Origin of the sequence: Pseudomonas farris, from assembly GCF_019145235.1 — a bacterium.
In the GTDB taxonomy this organism is placed as follows: Bacteria; Pseudomonadota; Gammaproteobacteria; order Pseudomonadales; family Pseudomonadaceae; genus Aquipseudomonas; species Aquipseudomonas farris.
Window position 1 is genome coordinate 191184 of sequence record NZ_JAHSTV010000006.1, and the last position, 20402, is coordinate 211585.

General features: G+C 57.9%; 13 protein-coding genes and 2 pseudogenes. All 15 read left to right on the forward strand.

The window, feature by feature from the left end; translation table 11 throughout:
* Positions 1-27 precede the first annotated feature (27 nt).
* Positions 28-477, forward strand: a complete 450-nt coding sequence (locus tag KVG95_RS14500) for a hypothetical protein (RefSeq protein ID WP_225923088.1) — start codon at positions 28-30, stop codon at positions 475-477.
* The gene (gene tssE / locus KVG95_RS14505) at positions 471-983 is read left to right on the forward strand and encodes a type VI secretion system baseplate subunit TssE (protein WP_007894480.1); all 513 of its coding nucleotides are present in this window, start codon (positions 471-473) and stop codon (positions 981-983) included. The genes KVG95_RS14500 and tssE overlap by 7 nt, the downstream gene beginning before the upstream one ends.
* Positions 980-2839 (forward strand): type VI secretion system baseplate subunit TssF, encoded by a 1860-nt coding sequence (gene tssF / locus KVG95_RS14510; protein ID WP_217856912.1) that lies wholly within the window; start codon positions 980-982, stop codon positions 2837-2839. The genes tssE and tssF overlap by 4 nt, the downstream gene beginning before the upstream one ends.
* Entirely contained in the window at positions 2803-3855 is a 1053-nt protein-coding gene (gene tssG / locus KVG95_RS14515) for a type VI secretion system baseplate subunit TssG (protein ID WP_217856913.1), read from the forward strand. The genes tssF and tssG overlap by 37 nt, the downstream gene beginning before the upstream one ends.
* The gene (gene tssH, locus KVG95_RS14520) at positions 3848-6526 is read left to right on the forward strand and encodes a type VI secretion system ATPase TssH (protein WP_217856914.1); all 2679 of its coding nucleotides are present in this window, start codon (positions 3848-3850) and stop codon (positions 6524-6526) included. The genes tssG and tssH overlap by 8 nt, the downstream gene beginning before the upstream one ends.
* 176 nt (positions 6527-6702) lie before the next feature.
* Positions 6703-8640: a type VI secretion system Vgr family protein gene (locus tag KVG95_RS14525; protein WP_217856915.1), complete on the forward strand. Its 1938-nt coding sequence runs from the start codon at positions 6703-6705 to the stop codon at positions 8638-8640.
* 18 nt (positions 8641-8658) lie between these two features.
* Positions 8659-9093, forward strand: a complete 435-nt coding sequence (locus KVG95_RS14530) for a DcrB-related protein (protein ID WP_217856916.1) — start codon at positions 8659-8661, stop codon at positions 9091-9093.
* 12 nt (positions 9094-9105) lie between these two features.
* On the forward strand, positions 9106-13500 hold the full coding sequence (locus tag KVG95_RS14535; protein WP_217856917.1) for an RHS repeat-associated core domain-containing protein: 4395 nt from the start codon (positions 9106-9108) through the stop codon (positions 13498-13500).
* Between the two features lie 13 nt (positions 13501-13513).
* On the forward strand, positions 13514-13987 hold the full coding sequence (locus KVG95_RS14540; RefSeq protein WP_217856918.1) for an SMI1/KNR4 family protein: 474 nt from the start codon (positions 13514-13516) through the stop codon (positions 13985-13987).
* Positions 13988-14035: 48 nt separating this feature from the next.
* Entirely contained in the window at positions 14036-14623 is a 588-nt protein-coding gene (locus KVG95_RS14545; protein ID WP_217856919.1) for a DUF8309 domain-containing protein, read from the forward strand.
* A 413-nt stretch (positions 14624-15036) separates the two neighbouring features.
* Positions 15037-16185, forward strand: coding sequence for an ankyrin repeat domain-containing protein (locus tag KVG95_RS14550; RefSeq protein ID WP_048397916.1), 1149 nt, complete (start codon positions 15037-15039; stop codon positions 16183-16185).
* A gap of 20 nt (positions 16186-16205) precedes the next feature.
* Positions 16206-17976 (forward strand): annotated as a pseudogene (locus KVG95_RS14555) (RHS repeat-associated core domain-containing protein); the annotation flags it as partial.
* A gap of 11 nt (positions 17977-17987) precedes the next feature.
* Positions 17988-18611, forward strand: coding sequence for a hypothetical protein (locus KVG95_RS14560; RefSeq protein WP_217856920.1), 624 nt, complete (start codon positions 17988-17990; stop codon positions 18609-18611).
* Between the two features lie 142 nt (positions 18612-18753).
* Positions 18754-19588, forward strand: a pseudogene (locus tag KVG95_RS30160) (RHS repeat-associated core domain-containing protein); the annotation flags it as partial.
* 5 nt (positions 19589-19593) lie between these two features.
* On the forward strand, positions 19594-20223 hold the full coding sequence (locus KVG95_RS14570; RefSeq protein WP_217856921.1) for a hypothetical protein: 630 nt from the start codon (positions 19594-19596) through the stop codon (positions 20221-20223).
* The last annotated feature ends 179 nt before the right edge of the window (positions 20224-20402 follow it).

The following is a 20402-nucleotide window of genomic DNA, read 5'->3' on the forward strand; positions in this document are numbered from 1 at the left end:
TGCGCATCGCTCAAGACAGATTGGGCTTTGAAGGTTGAAATGATTAAAAGAACCCTGTTGATACTACTGTCGGGCGGCCTGCTGAGCCTCAATGCCTGGGCCGAACAGCAACCATCCGCTGCACCCGGCAATCAGGTAATTGTCGCCGGACAAACACTGACCCTGGAAAGACACGATCAGCAATGCGCCTTGCGCAAACAGGACCAAAGCCTCTTGAAACTGGACATGCCGTGGCCTTGTTTTCTGAGTGTCGATCGAAAAGGTCAGCCACGGGTCGAAACCTTCAAAAACGCCCAAATCATTATCGTGGAGCACTCCATACCCGAGCCGCCTCCAAGTCGTGATTGTGACGCTCGGTATCAGGCCATCCGCCAAATCAAAGGCCAGCCAATGGAAGTGTCGAAGGTCGCCCATAGTGCTGGCTGTATGACCGGCGTCATGGACCAGAAAAATTTTGTGGCGCATTTCTCGTGGTAACCGAAATCGCCACCCGCGATCGCCTGCAACCGTCCCTGCTGGACCGGTTGACCGACGACGATCCGAGCAACCTCAAGGAAAGCGCCGACAAGCGCGTGCTCTCCCTGACCCAACTGAAAGCCTCGGTGCTGCGTGACTTGGCGTGGCTGCTCAACACCACGTCGTTGCTCAGCGCCGATGCGACGTTGCACACCCCGGCCGGCACTTCAGTGGTCAACTTCGGGCTGCCAGCCCTGGCCGGCAACAGTGCGTCGAACGTCGATATCGCGGCGCTTGAAGCGCTGATCCACCAGGCCATCGCCACGTTCGAACCGCGGATTCTGCGCAACACTTTGCGCGTGCGGGCCCGGGCATCCGCCGAGATGAACCACAACGCCCTGAGTTTCGAGATCGAAGGCGATCTCTGGGCCCAGCCAGTGCCGCTGCGCCTGATGCTGCAAACCGACCTGGACCTGGAATCCGGTCATGTGCGAGTGATCAACGCCGAACAGCGGAGACGCTCATGAACCCGCGCCTGCTGGAACTGTACAACCAGGAATTGCACCACGTGCGCGAAAGCGCGGCGGAGTTCGCTCAGGAATACCCGAAAATCGCCAGTCGGCTGACGTTGTCCGGCATGGACTGCGCCGACCCGTACGTCGAGCGCTTGCTGGAAGGGTTTGCTTATCTGACGGCGCGGGTACAGCTCAAGCTCGATGCCGAATACCCGACCTTTACTCATAACCTGCTGGAAATCGCGTACCCCCATTACCTGGCGCCGACACCGTCGATGACCGTGGTGCAATTGCAGGCCGACCCCGATGAAGGCTCGCTGAGCAGCGGCTTCCCGCTGCCGCGGGACACGGTCCTGCGCGCCGCCCTGGGCCGCGAAACCCAAACCTGCTGCGAGTACCGCACCGCCCACGCGGTGACGTTGTGGCCGTTGCAGGTCAGCCAGGCCGAGTACTTCGGCAACCCGTCCGCCATGCTCGGACGCTTGGCCGCCAGCGAACCCAAAGCCAAAGCCGGTCTGCGTCTGACCCTGCGCACCGGCGCCGAACTACCGTTCAACAGTCTGGCCCTGGATAACCTGCCGCTGTACCTCAATGGCGCAGACGAGCAACCCTTCCGCCTCTATGAACAACTACTGGGCAACGTCTGCGCCGTGTTCGCCCGTCAGCCCGGCGGTGACTGGGTGGAACGCCTGCCGCAGGACGCACTGCGTTCCCAGGGATTCGACGATACCGACGCCGCGCTGCCAGTGGTCTCGCGGGCCTTCCAGGGCTATCGCCTGTTGCAGGAATACTTCGCCCTGCCCCACCGCTTCCTGTTTGTCGACTTCACCCACCTGAGCCGGGCGGTCAAACGCTGCGACGGCCAGGAACTGGAATTGATCGTGCTGTTCGACCGTCACGATCCGAGCCTGGAAGGCAGCGTCGGAGCCGCGCAGTTCCTGCCGTTCTGCACCCCGGCAATCAACTTGTTTCCCAAGCGCCTGGATCGCATCCACTTGTCGGAACGGGTCAATGAACACCATGTGATCGCCGACCGCACCCGGCCGATGGATTTCGAGATTCATTCCCTGACCACCCTCACCGGCCACGGCACCGGGTCGGAGCAGCCTTTTTTGCCGTTCTATGCGGTACGTGATCCGTCTCGCTACGGCCGCGATCAGGCTTGGTACACGGTGCGGCGCGAACCCCGCGTGCTGTCCAGCGGCCAGCGGCGCAACGGCCCGCGCTCGACTTACATCGGCAGCGAAACCTTCGTCAGCCTGGTGGACAGCCAGCAGGCGCCTTATCACCACGACCTGCGCCAACTGGGCGTAACGGCGTTATGCACCAACCGCGACCTGCCGCTGTTCATGAGCGTGGGCAACAGCAAGACCGACTTCACCCTGGCCGACAGCGCACCGGTGGCGGCGGTGCGCTGCGTGGCAGGCCCGAGCCGCCCACGCGCCAGCCATGCCCACGACGCCAAGGCATGGCGGTTGATCAGCCAGCTTTCGCTGAATTACTTGTCCCTCAGCGAGCAAGGCCAGGGCGCCGCCGCCCTGCGCGAACTGCTGCGTCTGTACGGCGACAGCAACGATGCGGCGTTGCAATTGCAGATCGAAGGCCTGCGCGAAGTCAGCAGCAAGGCCTGCACCCGACGGCTGCCAATGCCGGGCCCGATCGTGTTTGGTCGTGGCCTGGAGATCACTCTGGAATTCGATGAAAACGCGTTTCGCGGCACTGGAGTCTTCTTGCTCGGTGCAGTGTTCGAGCGCTTCCTGGCACGCTACGTGTCGATCAACAGTTTTACCGAGACGGTGATCCGTACCACCGAACGCGGCGAGATCATGCGATGGAAAGCCAAGCCCGGACGCCGTCCGACCCTGTGAGTACCCTGGACGCGATGCACCAGGAGCCCTGGGAATACGACTTCTTCCAGGCGTTGCGGCGTATCGAGTGCGAATCGCCTGAACTGCCGCGCCTGGGCCATTCGTTGCGCCTGGCCGATGATCCGCTGCGCCTTGGGCAACAAGCCGATTGCACCTTCGCCCCGGCGACCCTGGCGTCGGTACAGCCGGGCGTCGACGGTGCGCCGGCGCGCCTGGAGCAGTTCTTTTTCGGCCTCGGCGGCCCTAACGGCCCATTGCCGCTGCACATCACCGAATATGTGCGCGAACGCCAGCGCAACAACGCCGACAGCACCAGTAAACGCTTCCTGGATGTGTTCCATCACCGCCTGCTGAGCCTGTTTTACCGGGCCTGGGCCGAAGCGCGGCCGACGGTCAGCCATGACCGCCCGGACGATGACTACTGGTCGGCACGCCTGGCGGCACTGAGCGGCCGGGGCATGCCGAGCCTGCTCAAACAAGGGCTGATCCCCGACACGGCGAAGTTGCATTACAGCGGTCATCTGTCGGCACAAACCCGCTACCCGGACGGTTTGAAGGCCATTCTCAGCGAGTACTTCGGCCTGCCGGTGGAGATCGAAGAGTACGTCGGCCAATGGCTGGAGCTGCCGGAACGCAGCCGCGTGGGCGCCAGCGCCCATCAATTGGGCGTGGATTTTTGCCTGGGCCGTTACGTCTGGGATCGCCAGCACAAATTCCGCATTCGCCTGGGGCCACTCAAGCTGGATGACTACATGGGCATGCTGCCCGGTAGCCAACCCTTCAATGAGCTGGTGGCCTGGGTGGCCGAATACCTGGGCCATGAACTGGATTGGGATCTGAACCTGGTTCTGAAACAGCCCGAAGTACCAGCGCTGCAACTCAATCGCCAGTTCCGTCTGGGTTTCAATACCTGGCTGGGCCAACCCGAAAAAGATGCCAAGGATTTAATACTGGCCCGGCATTACGCCGAGCAGGCCAACACCTCACAGACCTCAAGGAGCCATGAGCATGGGTGAAATCAGTCGCGCCGCGTTGTTCGGCAAACTCAACAGCGTGGCCTACAAAGCCATCGAAGCCGCCACCGTGTTCTGCAAGTTGCGCGGTAACCCTTATGTGGAGCTGGCCCACTGGTTTCATCAGTTGCTGCAACTGCAGGACTCGGACCTGCACCGCATCATCCGCCAGTTCAATATCGAGCCGGCGCGCCTGGCCCGTGACTTGACCGAAGCCCTGGACCGTTTGCCACGCGGCTCGACTTCAATCACTGACCTTTCTTCCCATGTGGAAGAAGCCGTGGAACGTGGCTGGGTCTACGGCAGCCTGATGTTCGGCGAAAGCCAGGTGCGTACAGGTTACCTGGTGCTGGGCATCCTCAAGACGCCGAGCCTGCGCCATGGGCTATTGGGGCTGTCGGCAGAGTTCGACAAGATCAAGGTCGAGGCCCTGAGTGAGCGTTTTGACGAATACGTCGGTGACTCGCCGGAAAATGCGCTCAGCGCCAGCGATGGTTTCAACGCAGGCAGCGTGCCCGGTGAAGCCAGCGGCGCCATGGCCCCAAGTGCCATGGGCAAGCAGGAAGCGCTCAAGCGTTTTACCGTCGACCTCACCGAGCAGGCCCGCAGCGGCAAGCTTGATCCGATTGTCGGGCGTGACGAAGAAATCCGCCAACTGGTGGACATCCTCATGCGCCGCCGGCAGAACAACCCGATTCTGACCGGTGAAGCCGGCGTCGGTAAAACCGCCGTGGTCGAAGGCTTTGCCCTGCGCATCGTCGCCGGTGACGTGCCGCCAGCGCTCAAGGACGTGGAACTGCGCAGCCTCGACGTCGGCCTGTTGCAGGCCGGCGCGAGCATGAAAGGTGAATTCGAACAGCGCCTGCGCCAGGTCATCGAAGACGTCCAGGCCTCGCCAAAACCGATCATCCTGTTTATCGACGAAGCCCACACGCTGGTAGGTGCCGGTGGCGCCGCCGGCACCGGGGATGCGGCCAACCTGCTCAAACCGGCCCTGGCCCGGGGCACCCTGCGCACCGTGGCCGCCACGACCTGGGCCGAGTACAAAAAGCATATCGAGAAAGACCCGGCCCTGACCCGTCGCTTCCAGGTGGTACAAGTCGCCGAGCCGTCCGAAGACAAAGCGCTGTTGATGATGCGTGGCGTGGCCTCGACCATGGAGAAACACCATCAGGTGCAGATCCTTGACGAAGCCCTGGAAGCCTCGGTCAAGCTGTCCCATCGCTACATCCCGGCGCGCCAATTGCCGGACAAATCCGTGAGCCTGCTGGACACCGCTTGCGCCCGGGTCGCCATCAGCCTGCACGCCGTGCCGGCCGAAGTGGACGACAGTCGTCGCCGCATCGAGGCGCTGGAAACCGAACTGCAAATCATCGCCCGCGAGCACGCTATTGGCATCGTCATCGGTGCCCGCCAGAGCAACAGCGAAAACCTGCTGGCCGCCGAGCGCGAACGCCTGGCCGAACTCGAAAGCCGCTGGGCCGAAGAGAAAACCCTGGTGGACGAACTGCTCGCCACCCGCGCCACCCTGCGCGAAAGCGTCGGCGTGGTAGACAGCGACGTTGGCAGTGACGACAGCCACGCCCTGCGCGAGAAACTGGTGGACCTGCAACAGCGCCTCAGCGCCCTGCAAGGGGAAACCCCGCTCATTCTGCCGACGGTCGATTACCAGGCCGTGGCCTCGGTGGTCGCCGACTGGACCGGTATTCCGGTGGGCCGCATGGCCCGTAACGAACTGGAAACCGTGCTCAACCTCGACCAGCACCTGAAAAAACGCATCATCGGCCAGGACCATGCCTTGCAGATGATCGCCAAGCGCATCCAGACCTCCCGCGCCGGCCTCGACAACCCGAGCAAGCCGATTGGCGTGTTCATGCTCGCGGGCACCTCCGGCGTGGGCAAGACCGAAACGGCCCTGGCCCTGGCTGAAGCCATGTACGGCGGTGAGCAGAACGTCATCACCATCAACATGAGCGAATTCCAGGAAGCTCACACCGTGTCCACCCTCAAGGGCGCGCCACCGGGCTACATCGGCTATGGCGAAGGCGGCGTGCTGACCGAAGCCGTGCGGCGCAAACCCTACAGCGTGGTGCTGCTGGACGAGGTGGAAAAAGCCCACCCGGACGTGCATGAGATCTTCTTCCAGGTCTTCGACAAAGGCGTGATGGAGGACGGCGAAGGCCGGGTGATCGACTTCAAGAACACCTTGATCCTGCTGACCACCAACGCTGGCACCGAGTTGATTGCCAAAGTCTGCAAAGACCCGCAAAACGTGCCTGCGCCTGAAGAGATCGCCAAGGCCCTGCGCCAACCGCTGCTGGAGATTTTCCCGCCGGCATTGCTGGGCCGCCTGGTGACCATTCCGTACTACCCGCTCAGCGACGAGATGCTCAAGGCCATTACCCGCCTGCAGCTCAACCGCATCAAAAAGCGCGTGGAGAACACCCATAAAGTGGCCTTCGATTACGACGAAGCAGTGATCGACCTGATCGTCTCCCGCTGCACCGAAACCGAAAGCGGTGGGCGGATGATCGACACCATTCTGACCAACAGCCTGCTGCCGGACATGAGCCGCGAGTTCCTCACCCGCATGCTCGAAGGCAAAGCGCTGGCAGGCGTGCGGATCAGCGCCCGGGATAACGAATTGCACTACGACTTCAGCGACGCGGCCTGACCTGACCTGACTAGAACACGGTCAATGTGGGAGCGGGCTTGCTCGCGAAGGCGGACTGACATTCAACATTGATGCTGGATGTCATGGCCCCTTCGCGAGCAAGCCCGCTCCCACACTTGATCCGGTTGCGGCAGGGAAAAAGCGGCGCGGCGATTACAACGTTTACGGGATAACTGATGCTATTCAAGCAACTCTCACGCCTGGCAAAAATCACCAGCCCCCTGGGGCCGGATGTGCTGCTGCTCAAGGACTTGGGCGGCGGCGAAGAGCTGGGGCGGCTGTTCAACTATGAGCTGCAATTGCACTCGCTGGACAACGCCATCGACCTCAACCAGTTGCTGGGCAAACCCATGTGCCTGAGCCTGCAACTGGACGGCGGTGGCGAGCGCTATTTCCATGGCATCGTTGCCCGTTGCAGCCAGAACGTCGACCAGGGCCAGTTCGCCAGCTACCAGGCCACGCTGCGGCCCTGGCTATGGCTGCTGACCCGCACCTCCGATTGCCGGATTTTCCAGAACCTGACCATCCCGCAGATCATCAAGCAGGTTTTTCGCGATTTGGGTTTTTCCGATTTCGAAGATGCCCTGAGCCGGTCCTATCGCGAGTGGGAATACTGCGTGCAGTATCGCGAAACGAGCTTCGATTTCGTCAGCCGCCTGATGGAACAGGAAGGGATCTACTACTTCTTCCGCCATGAACAGGGTCGTCACGTGCTGGTGTTGGCCGATGCCTACGGCGCCCACACCAGCGTGCCCGGCTACGCTTCGGTGCCCTACTACCCCAAGAATGAACAGCAGCGCGAACGTGATCACATCCACGATTGGCACCTGGCCCAGGAAGTCCAGCCGGGTTCGCTGGAACTCAACGACTATGACTTCCAGCGCCCCAGTGCGCGAATTGACGTGCGCTCGGCCATGCCTCGTCCGCACACCGCCGGCGATTATCCCCTGTACGACTATCCCGGCACCTATGTGCAAAGCGCAGACGGCGAACATTACGCCCGCACCCGCATCGAAGCCTTGCAGACGCTGCACGAACAGGTCGAGTTCGCCGGCAACGCCCGGGGTCTGGGGTCGGGTCATTTGTTCAGCCTCACGGGCTTCAGCCGCCAGGACCAGAACCGCGAATACCTGATCGTCGGCGCCCGTTACTACGTCGCCCAGGAAAGCGGGGAAACCGGCGGCGCTGCTGCTTCGGCGCAGTTCGAAAGCAGCCTGACCTGCATCGACGCCCAACAAAGCTACCGCCCCCTGCCCAACACCCACCGCCCCATCGTCAAAGGTCCGCAGACCGCACTGGTGGTTGGCCCCAAGGGCGAGGAAATCTGGACCGACCAATTCGGCCGGGTGAAAGTGCATTTCTATTGGGACCGCCACGACCAGTCCAACGAAAACAGTTCGTGCTGGATTCGCGTGTCGCAATCCTGGGCCGGTAAAAACTGGGGCTCGATGCAGATCCCACGAATCGGCCAGGAAGTAATCGTCAGCTTCCTCGAAGGCGACCCGGACCGGCCGATCATCACCGGCCGCGTCTACAACGCGGAACAAACCGTGCCTTACGACTTGCCGGAAAACGCCACCCAAAGCGGCATGAAAAGCCGTTCGAGCAAGGGCGGCACACCGGCGAATTTCAACGAAATCCGCATGGAAGACAAGAAAGGCGCCGAACAGCTGTACATCCATGCCGAGCGCAATCAGGACATCGTGGTCGAGGTGGATGAAAGCCACTCGGTGGGCCACGACCGCAACAAGAGCATCGGGCATAACGAGACGGTGACCATCGGCAACAACCGTCTGCGTATCGTCAAACAGGAAGACATTCTTTCGGTGGGCCAACGCAAGACCGACAGCATCAGCCAGAGCTATGTCATTGAAGTGGGCGAGAACCTGCGGCTGGTCTGTGGTGAAAGCATCCTGGAGCTCAATGCCAGCGGCCAGATCAACCTGACCGGCGTGCAAATCAGCTTCTATGCCAGCGGTGATGCCGAGTTCAACACCGGCGGCGTGCTGCACCTGAACAACGGCGGCGGCGCTGGCGCCACGCCTGATGGCCAGGGCGTCAAGGCCAGCATCGACGCCAACATCAATGCCGCGTTTCCCAAACCCAAGGGCTAATCACGAGATCTGTGTTCCATGACTTACCGAATCAATGAATTCCAGTTCCAACTGCCGGCAAGCGAACTGCAAGACGCGTCGATCAACATCCTCAAGTTCCCTGAACTGGGCACTTCGCTGATTGTCAGCCGCAGCTTGCTGGCCGAGGGCGAAACCCTGCAAAGCAACTTCGACGACCAGCTCAAGCGTCTGGAAAAACAAGTGCAAGACTTGCGTTTTCAACCGGGCGTCGCCGTGCGTCTGGGCGCCAGCCAGGAAGTCGAAGGCATCGAGTTGCGCAGCCAGTTCAACAAGGGCAACGACAAAGTCTTCCAATACCAGTTGGCACTGGTGTTGCCCGGCACTCGCAAAATGCTCGCCCTGAGCTACGTGAAGGCCGAAAAACTCGGCGATGCCGAAGCCGCACATTGGGCGACCATCAAGAGTTCGCTGTTGTTCGACGTTCCGGCCTGATGAGCACCTTGCATGTCTGACGCGCTCTGGGCCGCCCGGCTGGGCGATGCACTCAACCACACCTCGATGATGGCCGACATTCTTGGCGGCGTGCTGGAGGTGGCGGCGAATATTGCGATCACCGCGGTGGCGACGGCTGCCGTGGTCGCGGCCACGGGCATCACGGTCGTCACCGGGGGGTTGGGTTGCGTCGTGCTCGGCTTGGTGGTGGGCACGATTGTCGGCCTCGCCATGAGCAAGACCGGGGCCGACAAAGGCCTGAGCAATTTATGCGAGAGTTTCAGCAACGCCCTCTTCCCGCCCACGGTGCAGGCGAACATTCTCACCGGCTCCACCAACACCCTCACCAACAACATTCCCGCCGCTCGGGCCGCCGGGGCGATTCCGTCCCATGTCGCGCCGGCCGGTACCGAACTGGAGGCGCCCGAGCCCGAAGCCGAAGCCAGTTACCTGGACATGGCCGAGAGCTTCTTCTCCCAGATGTGGCGCCCCACCGTCGCCACCCCGGCGCCCGGCGCGGTGCCCAAGCCGCTGGACCTGCTCGTCTGTATGAAGCATCCGCCGATGCCGCCGCAGTTCATGGCCGAGGGCTCGGACAAGGTCACTATCAACGGTCAGCCCGCCGTGCGCAGCGGCGACCGCAGCACCTGCGACGCCAAGGTGGTGTCGTCCGGTCTGATTTCCTCCAACGTGACCATTGGCGGCGGCTCGGTGGTGGTGCGCGAGATCCGCAGCGGCAAGACCCCGGGCGTGGGCCTGGCGGTCACCGCGTTGCTGATGCTCAAGGGCGGCAAGGGAAAATTCCTGAGTAACCTGCCGTGCATGCTGATCGGTGGCGCGACGTCGATGGCCGTCAGCAGCGCGATGGGGGCGATGGCCAACGCCGCCATGGGCTCGTCGAACCCGGTGCATGCCGCCACCGGAGCCAAGGTGCTGGGTGGCGATGTAGAGCTGGATTTCGTATTGCCTGGCATCTTGCCGATGGATTGGCAGCGCTTCTACAACAGCCGCGACGAGCGTCGCGACGGGTTGTTCGGGGCGGGTTGGAGTGTGTCTTATGAGGTGCGGGTTGAAATCCTGCCTCACCCGGAGGGCGGTGAAACGCTGGTCTACACCGATGAACAGGGCCGGCGCATCGACATGGGTTCAATCCCCCTGGGCGGCGCGGTGTTCAGCGCGGGTGAAGGGCTTAGTGTTCGGCGGCATGTTAATGGGCAGTTGTTGATTGAAAGCGATGACGGTGTGTACCGCTTGTTCAATCCAACGCCGGGCAATACAGCGCTGCTGCGCCTTGATCAATTGGGTGACCGCAATGACAACCGCATCTATCTCGACTATGACGAAACCGGACGGTTGGCGCGCCTGCGGGATACCTTCGATCTGGTGCAGGTCGAGCTGATTCACGAAGGCGGACGCGTGGCTCGGGTTGAACGCCTGTACCCCGACCAACACCGCGAAATACTCGTCAGCTACGGCTACGACGCAATGGGCAACCTGGCCGAAGTGCGCGATGCCACCGGCCAGGTGCAACGGCGCTTCGCCTACGACGCCGGACAACGGATGGTCGAGCACCAGTTGCCCACGGGGCTGCGTTGTTTCTATGAATGGGCGTTGGTTGAAGACCTGGAATGGCGCGTGGTCCGGCACTGGACCGACGAGGGCGACGCTTACCAGTTCGACTATGACCTCGGCGCCGGTGTCACGCGCATCACCGATGGCTTGCAACGCGTCAGTACACGACGGTGGAACAGCCAGCACCAGATCACCGAATACAGCGACAACCTTGGCCAGACCTGGCAGTTCGAGTGGAACGACGAGCGTCAATTGCTCAGCGCCACCGACCCACAGGGCGGGCACTACGCATACAGCTACGACGACGCCGGCAACCTGATCGGCGAAACCGACCCGCTGGGCCGCAGTGATTCGACCTTGTGGCTGGAGCTCTGGGCCTTGCCGCTGGTGGAAACCGACGCTGCCGGCAACAGCTGGCAGTATCGCTACGAACAGCGCGGCAACTGCATCGCCGAAACCGATCCGCTGGGCCACATCACGCGATACCGCTACGACACCCACGGTCAGGTCATCGAGATCATCGACGCCACCGGCAAAAGCAAAAAGCTGCGCTGGAACCCGTTCGGCCAATTGATCGAACACATTGATTGCTCGGGTTATCCGACGCGGTTCAGCTACGACAACCGGGGCTATCTGCAAACCATCACCGATGCCCTCGGCGAACGCACCCAATTCAGCTACGACGCCCAGGGGCGGTTGCTCAGCAGCCAATTGCCGGACGGGCGCACCGAACAGTATCAGCGCGACGTCAGCGGCCAATTGACCGGTTATACCGACCCGGCCGGGCACACCACGCTCTATCAACACAACCGTCGCGGCCAGGTGCGCCAGCGTACCGACGCCCATGGCCGACAGGTGCAGTTCGGGTATGACAGCTACGGGCGGCTGCAAGCGCTGACCAATGAAAACGGCGAAAGTTATCGGTTTGCCTGGGATGCCGGCGATCGGCTGACCGAACAACAGGATCTGGATGGCAGCGCCAAGCGCTACACCTATGACCTGCTGGATAACGTCGCGACGATAACGGCTGTGCCGGCGCCTTACGGCAACGGCTTGGCCATCGTCCCCGAGACGCCCCTGGCCCCCATCGTTCATCGACTGAAACGCGACGCTGTCGGCCGGCTGATCGCCAAACTCACCGACGATGGCCGTACCGACTACACCTACGACCCACTGGACCAGCTCACCGCCGTCACCTTCACCGACCACCACGGCAACGCACAAACCCTGAGCTTCGCCTATGACGCCCTCGGCCAGTTGCTCGAAGAACAAAGCGCGGCCGGCAGTCTGCAATACCACTACGACGAACTCGGCAACCTGATCCAGACCCAACTGCCCGACGGTCGCTGGCTCAATCGCCTGTACTACGGCAGCGGCCACCTGCACCAGATCAACCTCGACGGCCAGGTCATCAGCGACTTCGAACGCGACCGCCTGCACCGCGAAGTGCTGCGCACCCAAGGCCAGATCAGCACCCGCAGCGAATACGACCGCAGCGGGCGCTTGCGCTCACGCCAACGCCGACACACCAGCCAGCCATCGCTGATGCCGGCCGCCGTGCAGAAACATTTCGAGTACGACCCCGCCGACAACCTGATCGGTAAACTCGACCAACAACCCGCCGCTCAACACCGCCAACTGCTGCACTACGACGCCACCGGCCGCATCATCGCCAGCCAGGACAGCCTGCACGGCCAGCGCGAAACCTTCGCCTACGACGACGCCGCCAACCTGCTGGACGGCCCGCAACCCGGCGCCGGACTGGTGGTGCACAACAAACTGCTGACCTATCAGGACAAGCGTTACCGCTACGACGCGTTTGGCCGGATGATCGAAAAACGCAGCGCTAAACGGGGCCTGCAGCGCTTCGGTTACGACGCCGAAAGCCGATTGATTGAAGTGCGCAATGAAAACGGCAGCGTGCTCAGGATGACCTACGACCCACTGGGTCGGCGCATCGAAAAAACCGAGCACGACACCAACGGCTACCCACTCGGCGAAACCCGCTTCACCTGGGACGGCCTGCGTCTGTTGCAGGAGCATCGCCATCAACAGACCAGCCTCTACCTCTACGAAGACGAAGGTTACGAACCCCTGGCCCGTGTCGACGGCACCGGCCCGCTGCAAAAAATCCGTTATTACCACAACGACCTGAACGGCCTGCCGGAACAGCTCACCGAGGCGGACGGCCACAACGTCTGGCAGGCGAGTTATCGGGTGTGGGGCAACACGTTAGAAGAGGTGCGCGAGCCGTATTACATTGAAGAGCAGAACCTGCGGTTTCAGGGGCAGTACCTGGACCGGGAGACGGGGCTGCATTTCAATACGTTCAGGTTTTATGATCCGGATGTGGGTCGGTTTACGACGCCGGATCCGATTGGGTTGGAAGGTGGTCTCAATCTTTACCAATACGCTCCAAACCCTATTGGCTGGGCGGATCCATGGGGTTGGGCGTTTGCAGGGGTGGACTTCACCGGAAGCAGCGACCTGTTTCCAACAACGGGCTCACAAAAGAATATCGTGACCATCAAGATGCAAGGCGCAAGGGGCCGTGACTTCACGCAAGCCTTCAAAGAAGCCGGTATTCCTAAGAAAGCAGCGACGGGCTATACCTGGCACCACGTTGATGACTTCAACCCCAAAACAGGTACAACCACGATGCAGCTTGTCAAAACAGCTGCGCATGAGGCTACGTTCCCGCATGGTGGTTCGGTCGCTCAATATGAAAAACACTTCAAGGTTAAGTACGAGAGCACCGAGTCAGTCCTTGCGGCATCCAAAAAAGGTTGGCTAGCTAACAAGATTCCTAAACCCAAACCTGGGCGCTGCTCATAACCGGAGATTAACAATGCTTGAAAACACATTCTCAAATGACGAAGCGGCCATTACGTTAGCGGATCTGGATCACCTGGAATCCGTCATTGGCAAGAAGCTACCGACGCCCTTTAGAAACCATTACCTCAAGTACAACGGCGGTGTACCGGAGCGGACCTATTGGGTCAGCGAAGATTTTGATGAGCCACTGGAAGTGGCTGCATTCAAGCCAATTACCGGTGGCGACTCCTCGCTGCTGTCCACCTACAAGTTGATGCTAAATAAACAGGTACTTCCTGCACACCTTCTGCCTTTCGCGAACGACTGGGGTGGCAACTTCTTTTGCCTGAATCTTGATACGGAGGTCGTTAGTTACTTCACGACTGACAGCTTTGATAGTGACCTTAGCCCTGAAGAAAATCAGGCTGAATCCGAAAAGCTGGTCTGCTCGAATTTCCTTCGGTTTGTTCAAGGGCTGATTAATGAAGAGGATGTATACGAGGAGTAAGCGAAACAACGGGGCTCAGTTTTGAGTGTCCGCACTGGAGTGAGTCCCATGGCCAAACGCATAACCTGGAAAGAAGGCGATGTAGTCATCCTCAAACTGCGAGACGATCTATATACCGTAGGCCAGATGATCAAGAATTCCGTCATGCGTTTTTACGACGTGAAGAGTGTGAACGGCATTTGGAGCGATCTCGTGCTGGATGACAGCAAAATTCTGTTCAGCGGTTTTGTAGGGAAGGTAGTTTCCCAACGACTTGCCGTCGAAAAACTACAGCCTGCGACTCCACTGGTCCTGTCAGACCACGAACGTTACTGGTTAAGGCCGCACGTTAACTTTGAGGGCGGTTTTCCCTTTCGCGGTGCCGACCTGATCGATACCGGCAAAGACTGCGCTATCGATTACAGCTTGGCACCCGTGCTTCAAAAAGAGCTGAAGCTTTCAAAAAATCGCGACGCTATTGAAAAGTATGAGCTTACTAATATGTGGGGGGACGAAGACTTGAGCGACAGATTGTGCCGCTATTTCGATACTGGACTTAACCGTGACGATTTGAAATTTGAAGTATTCCCTGGATTGTGGACGGATCGTGAGAATCTGCGACCTTTAACCCGACGTTTACCTGTGCCACTAAGATAAGCAACCCCGGATTCAATCCGGACAAGTCGAATGGCAATCAGTAAATCATTATTCGAAAATATACCCATAGGTCAGGATCTATCCTTGATAAAAGACAATCCAACCTCGTTCTACAATATCTTATACAGCCTATAGAAACCCTCACAGACGGCACCCTAAGGCGCCCAAAAATTGGACAGACAGCAATCGCCGATATGTGGCCCATGCTCAGGGTGTTCTAAAGAGATTTGGTATCGGCTTGAATGACAGCCCTCACAACTTCGTATGGGCTCCCAATGGTAGTGGGAACCACACAATCGCTAGTGCCCGCAAAGTGTCACGAACACTCGCAGAGGCCCGAAAAGGCGGAAAAAGCAAAGTGATTGAGTCGCTGAATGCGATGGGCGAGAAAATGAGAAATGGTGAATTTTTAGATGACTAGCCTAGAAAAAACATACGGAACAAATGCCCCTCTTGTCCGAGAACTTTATGCTCATATAGAGACAGGGAATATTGAGCTTTTACGTGCCCAGCTAGACGCTCATCCAGAGCTGCTGGCCCCCCCACGTTATGATCTTTTGAGCTATCCAGGACTTCTGCATCATGCCGCAGAGAGAAACCAGGTTGCAGTGTGTGCATTGCTAGTTGATTTGGGCATTGACCTAGACCAACCCACTGCTGGCTCAGGCAATACTACGGCGCTTGCACTGGCAGCAAAAAATGGACATTTAGAAACAGTGCGCTGGCTTCTGGAGGCAGGAGCTGATGTTAATGGCTCTCCTCTCTCGGTTGCATCTCCACTGATAACCGCAGTCACTTTCGGGCAAAAAGAAACAGTCGACCTCCTGCTCAAGTACCATCCGGACGTCAATAGATTACATGCCAAGCTCAATCGAACAGCCCTCGATTTAGCTCAGAGCTGGAGCTTCCCTGAAATTTTCAACTGCCTGAAAGCACAAGGCGCTATCTCGGCCGTTGAAAAGGCGCCTGATGAAGAAACTCTGCCTGGAGCAGGGATTATCGATTTTGTGTGCAGGACCGCTGGCTGGGTATTACCTAAAGAACTAATCCCTCAATCCGGATCATTGGAAGTAAATTTCAGAGTCAGCTGCATCGCGAACAAAAACGACTTTAAACTCTTGTTTACAGTCGGTCTTTTTGTTGAAAAACCACGCACAGAACTTTTTATCTGTCTTCCCGGAAGCTGGCGCCTTCCCAAAAAAGGCTTTGCCATCGATAGCCCCTGGATGTTCCCTCAGGCGGTACTGACTGTGTTGTCTGAAAAAACCCTCAAAGACTCGCCTTTAACCGAGGGTCAGGTGATTTTACGAACGGATAAAGCCTTTAGTCAGCTGGGCTGGCCAGCGGATATTGAGGCGCTCATTGTCGTGGATAAAATTTGGAACACTACCGGCGATGCAGAAATTGAAGATCATGAGGATTCGGTAAAACTCTACGTTCTGACTCCTCTAAAACTGACAAAAAAGGGTCCCCCTGAAGGCGATGCCTTAGCCTCGCTCTTGGAGAAAAAACGTAAGGCAAGCTGGAAGAGCGTCGCTCTGACTTCACCTCTGCAAAATTGACGACACTCTCAATAGGACCTGAAGACAGCGCCAAGTGCTACACCTATGACCGGCTGGATAACATCGCGGCGATAACGGCTGTTCCGGCGTCTTACGGCAACGGCTTGGCCATCGTCCCCGAGACGCCCCTGGACTCCATCGTGCATCGGAACGCGACGCTGTCGGCCGGCTCATCGCCAGGGCAACGCATAAACCCTGAGCTTCACCTACGACGCCCTCGGCCAGCTGCTCGAAGAACAAAGCGCGGCTGGCAGTCTGCAATACCACTACGACGAACTCGGCAACCTGATCCAGACCCAACTGCCCGACGGTCGCTGGCTCAATCGCCTGTACTACGGCAGCGGCCACCTGCACCAGATCAACCTCGACGGCCAGGTCATCAGCGACTTCGAACGCGACCGCCTGCACCGCGAAGTGCTGCGCACCCAAGGCCAGATCAGCACCCGCAGCGAATACGACCGCAGCGGGCGCTTGCGCTCACGCCAACGCCGACACACCAGCCAGCCATCGCTGATGCCGGCCGCCGTGCAGAAACATTTCGAGTACGACCCCGCCGACAACCTGATCGGTAAACTCGACCAACAACCCGCCGCTCAACACCGCCAACTGCTGCACTACGACGCCACCGGCCGCATCATCGCCAGCCAGGACAGCCTGCACGGCCAGCGCGAAACCTTCGCCTACGACGACGCCGCCAACCTGCTGGACGGCCCGCAACCCGGCGCCGGACTGGTGGTGCACAACAAACTGCTGACCTATCAGGACAAGCGTTACCGCTACGACGCGTTTGGCCGGATGATCGAAAAACGCAGCGCTAAACGGGGCCTGCAGCGCTTCGGTTACGACGCCGAAAGCCGATTGATTGAAGTGCGCAATGAAAACGGCAGCGTGCTCAGGATGACCTACGACCCACTGGGTCGGCGCATCGAAAAAACCGAGCACGACACCAACGGCTACCCACTCGGCGAAACCCGCTTCACCTGGGACGGCCTGCGTCTGTTGCAGGAGCATCGCCATCAACAGACCAGCCTCTACCTCTACGAAGACGAAGGTTACGAACCCCTGGCCCGTGTCGACGGCACCGGCCCGCTGCAAAAAATCCGTTATTACCACAACGACCTGAACGGCCTGCCGGAACAGCTCACCGAGGCGGACGGCCACAACGTCTGGCAGGCGAGTTATCGGGTGTGGGGCAACACGTTAGAAGAGGTGCGCGAGCCGTATTACATTGAAGAGCAGAACCTGCGGTTTCAGGGGCAGTACCTGGACCGGGAGACGGGGCTGCATTTCAATACGTTCAGGTTTTATGATCCGGATGTGGGTCGGTTTACGACGCCGGATCCGATTGGGTTGGCGGGGGGACTCAATCTTTATCAGTACTCACCTAACCCATTCACTTGGATAGACGCTCTGGGCCTGAGTTGCTCGAGCGATGCTAAAGTTCTTGGAAGCCGTTTGGGTAAAGCGCCAAACTCAAACTATCGAGCCCACCATATAGTAATGTCTAATTCGAAGGATGTGCGTATGCGCTGGTTGAGAAGACGTATGGACAGACTTGGTATTGACATAAATCAGAAAGAAAATGGTATATGGCTACCTGTAAACCCACAGTCCCGCTTACCAAATACAACAGCAACCGCTCATGCCGGGGAAGGCGTACATGGCAATGCGTATAAACAACACGTATGGGAAACCCTGAAAGGGGCGAACACAAAATCTGGATTCGAGTCGGGTTTAAATAAACTCAACTTGGAGCTCAACGGTGGAAAGGTTTTTCCATTAGCAAAGTAGGAGATTCCCCCATGAAGGACTTTTTATGCGCACGACTCAACGAATATAAGGATAAATACTCAGAGCTTATATCGTCTATGGAGAAAAACTACAAAACGACAATCTGGGGCATGGGGATCATGCCTTCCTATTCGCCGGCCCCCTATATGTCGGAGCTCCAGGGATGTAAGCCTGGACGCTTTCTAAAAAAAGATTCCGAGCCAGACAAAAACAGGCAATGTTACTTCTTAAATAAAGATAACAACATAATAGGCGAGTTGAAATTTGCGAAATACGTAACAATTAAAAAGCAATGGATTGTTTATAGAAGGTTTTTTTTGCATGAGGCCGATCAAATCCTTGAGCTTACATTCGGCAGTGAGCTAAACGGCAACCTAGAGGCCAACCTTGACTCGGTTTCCCTTATTAAGTTTCTGAATGACAAAGCTACAGGGCATTACTGCTTGAACAACACGGGAGAATACTCCGAAACCCTTTATAAATATAACGCCGATAAAATCACTTCGATTACTGAAAAAATATGGCGAAGCACCTTCACGGAAAGATCTTATGAGATCAATCACGCAGGTGATTCCCTAACCATTTTTGAAGTACTTACGGACAATAGCAAACTGAAAATTTATCCTGAGGAATGATTGACGAGATCAAACTCTTGACGAGCAAGTATTTACCCACACTTGAAGACTCAGAGCATTCGAGAGGCGGCCGTACTCTAGGGTTATTTATTACCATCCAAGATGGCGGCTCCACCCAGCCCAACATTCACGGAAACGATGCTTCACCTGGGACGGCCTGCGTCTGTTGCAGGAGCATCGCCATCAACAGACCAGCCTCTACCTCTACGAAGACGAAGGTTACGAACCGCTGGCCCGTGTCGACGGCACCGGCCCGCTGCAAAAAATCCGTTATTACCACAACGACCTCAACGGCCTGCCGGAACAGCTCACCAAGGCGGACGGCCACAACGTCTGGCAGGCGACTTATCGGGTGTGGGGCAACACGTTAGAAGAGGTGCGCGAGCCGTATTACATTGAAGAGCAGAACCTGCGGTTTCAGGGGCAATACCTGGACCGGGAGACGGGGCTGCATTTCAATACGTTCAGGTTTTATGACCCGGATGTGGGTCGGTTTACGACGCCGGATCCGATTGGGTTGGTGGGGGGATTGAACCTCTATCAATATGCGCCAAACCCTCTGACGTGGATGGACCCATGGGGATGGGCATGCAAAAGCGCAGTCAGTGGCAATAAAGGCCGAACCAAGGCGATTCATGACCTTAAGCGAAATGGGTTTAAGGTCGTCGCAGAAGAAGTCACCATGAAGGTCAATGGGAAACGTATCCGGGCTGACTTCGTAGCTAAGGACCGAAACGGAAAGCTGCACGTATTTGAAGTGAAACACGGCACCGGGAAGTTGACCCCCAACCAAACCGACTCCAAAGTCTTCGACATGACTAAGCCGGCCAACACAACATTTGGGAGGGGGCACGATAAAACCTTCGGCCGGCACGCAGGGTACATTCAAGGTTGATACCAAAGGAAAGCCGGGGGTGCCGCTGGGTGGGAAAGGCACACAGCACAATGCAACCTTCAATCTTTTAATTTACAAGTGAACATAATGAGCATAGAAATTCGTAAAAGCTTGGAAGCAGAATTACTGGAAGCGCTAAAAAAGACAACGTCGCCCCACTTGGACCTGAAAGCAAGCAAAAATAAACTTGGCCTACTTATCTCCAAGGAAAAGCTCGGGGAGATTTACATACAGCATTTGACCAAGGCCGACGGCTATTATGCGGGCCTGGAGGTTTATACATGCGAGGCATTTAGCTTCTGCACAAATCAATCACCTCCCTATCAGAGCCGACTGTTGAACTCATCTTTCTTGTCGAAAAGTTCATTGTCGGAAGAAACAAAACAGTTTGGTGACGAGCTGGGCGGCATCATTAGAACCCCATCGCCTGATGAAATAAGCGCAACAGTCCAAAAAATAAACGAGCGACTGATAAAATTTTACCTGTCAAAGGCAGAAAACTGCATCCTTGGCACGCCCTCATTAATTGGTGACGTATTGGCCGAACCTGACAACTATGCATACCCCTTTCTGACCGCATTATTTGCAGCGCAAAAAAATGACCTGAGCCTGGACTCAGACGCCTTCAAAAAAGTCCTCGCAACCAAATCAATATTCGGAAACAAACAATTCGATCTGGCTTTGGCAAATAAAATTCTGGGGGCAGGTAACAAGTAGGCCCCCAAAGAACTGTTCACCGAGATGGTACCTGTCGGACGGTCCTTAGTAGGGTGAAAAAGCTGCTGGTGGAAAGACTTCATTAAAAGCATAGATACCCTGTGGCGAGGGCTGCCCGAAGGCCGGACGGCCGGTGCTTATTACGACCAGGAAAATCAAACATGATCTTAAGTTGGAAA

What these genes read in the sequence shown, in the direction of transcription:
- tssF (WP_217856912.1), top strand. Translation starts at nt 980, where the DNA reads ATGAACCCGCGCCTGCTGGAACTGTACAACCAGGAATTGCACCACGTG.
- tssG (WP_217856913.1), top strand. Translation starts at nt 2,803, where the DNA reads ATGGAAAGCCAAGCCCGGACGCCGTCCGACCCTGTGAGTACCCTGGAC.
- tssH (WP_217856914.1), top strand. Translation starts at nt 3,848, where the DNA reads ATGGGTGAAATCAGTCGCGCCGCGTTGTTCGGCAAACTCAACAGCGTG.
- KVG95_RS14525 (WP_217856915.1), top strand. Translation starts at nt 6,703, where the DNA reads ATGCTATTCAAGCAACTCTCACGCCTGGCAAAAATCACCAGCCCCCTG.
- KVG95_RS14530 (WP_217856916.1), top strand. Translation starts at nt 8,659, where the DNA reads ATGACTTACCGAATCAATGAATTCCAGTTCCAACTGCCGGCAAGCGAA.
- KVG95_RS14535 (WP_217856917.1), top strand. Translation starts at nt 9,106, where the DNA reads ATGTCTGACGCGCTCTGGGCCGCCCGGCTGGGCGATGCACTCAACCAC.
- KVG95_RS14540 (WP_217856918.1), top strand. Translation starts at nt 13,514, where the DNA reads ATGCTTGAAAACACATTCTCAAATGACGAAGCGGCCATTACGTTAGCG.
- KVG95_RS14545 (WP_217856919.1), top strand. Translation starts at nt 14,036, where the DNA reads ATGGCCAAACGCATAACCTGGAAAGAAGGCGATGTAGTCATCCTCAAA.
- KVG95_RS14550 (WP_048397916.1), top strand. Translation starts at nt 15,037, where the DNA reads ATGACTAGCCTAGAAAAAACATACGGAACAAATGCCCCTCTTGTCCGA.
- KVG95_RS14560 (WP_217856920.1), top strand. Translation starts at nt 17,988, where the DNA reads ATGAAGGACTTTTTATGCGCACGACTCAACGAATATAAGGATAAATAC.
- KVG95_RS14570 (WP_217856921.1), top strand. Translation starts at nt 19,594, where the DNA reads ATGAGCATAGAAATTCGTAAAAGCTTGGAAGCAGAATTACTGGAAGCG.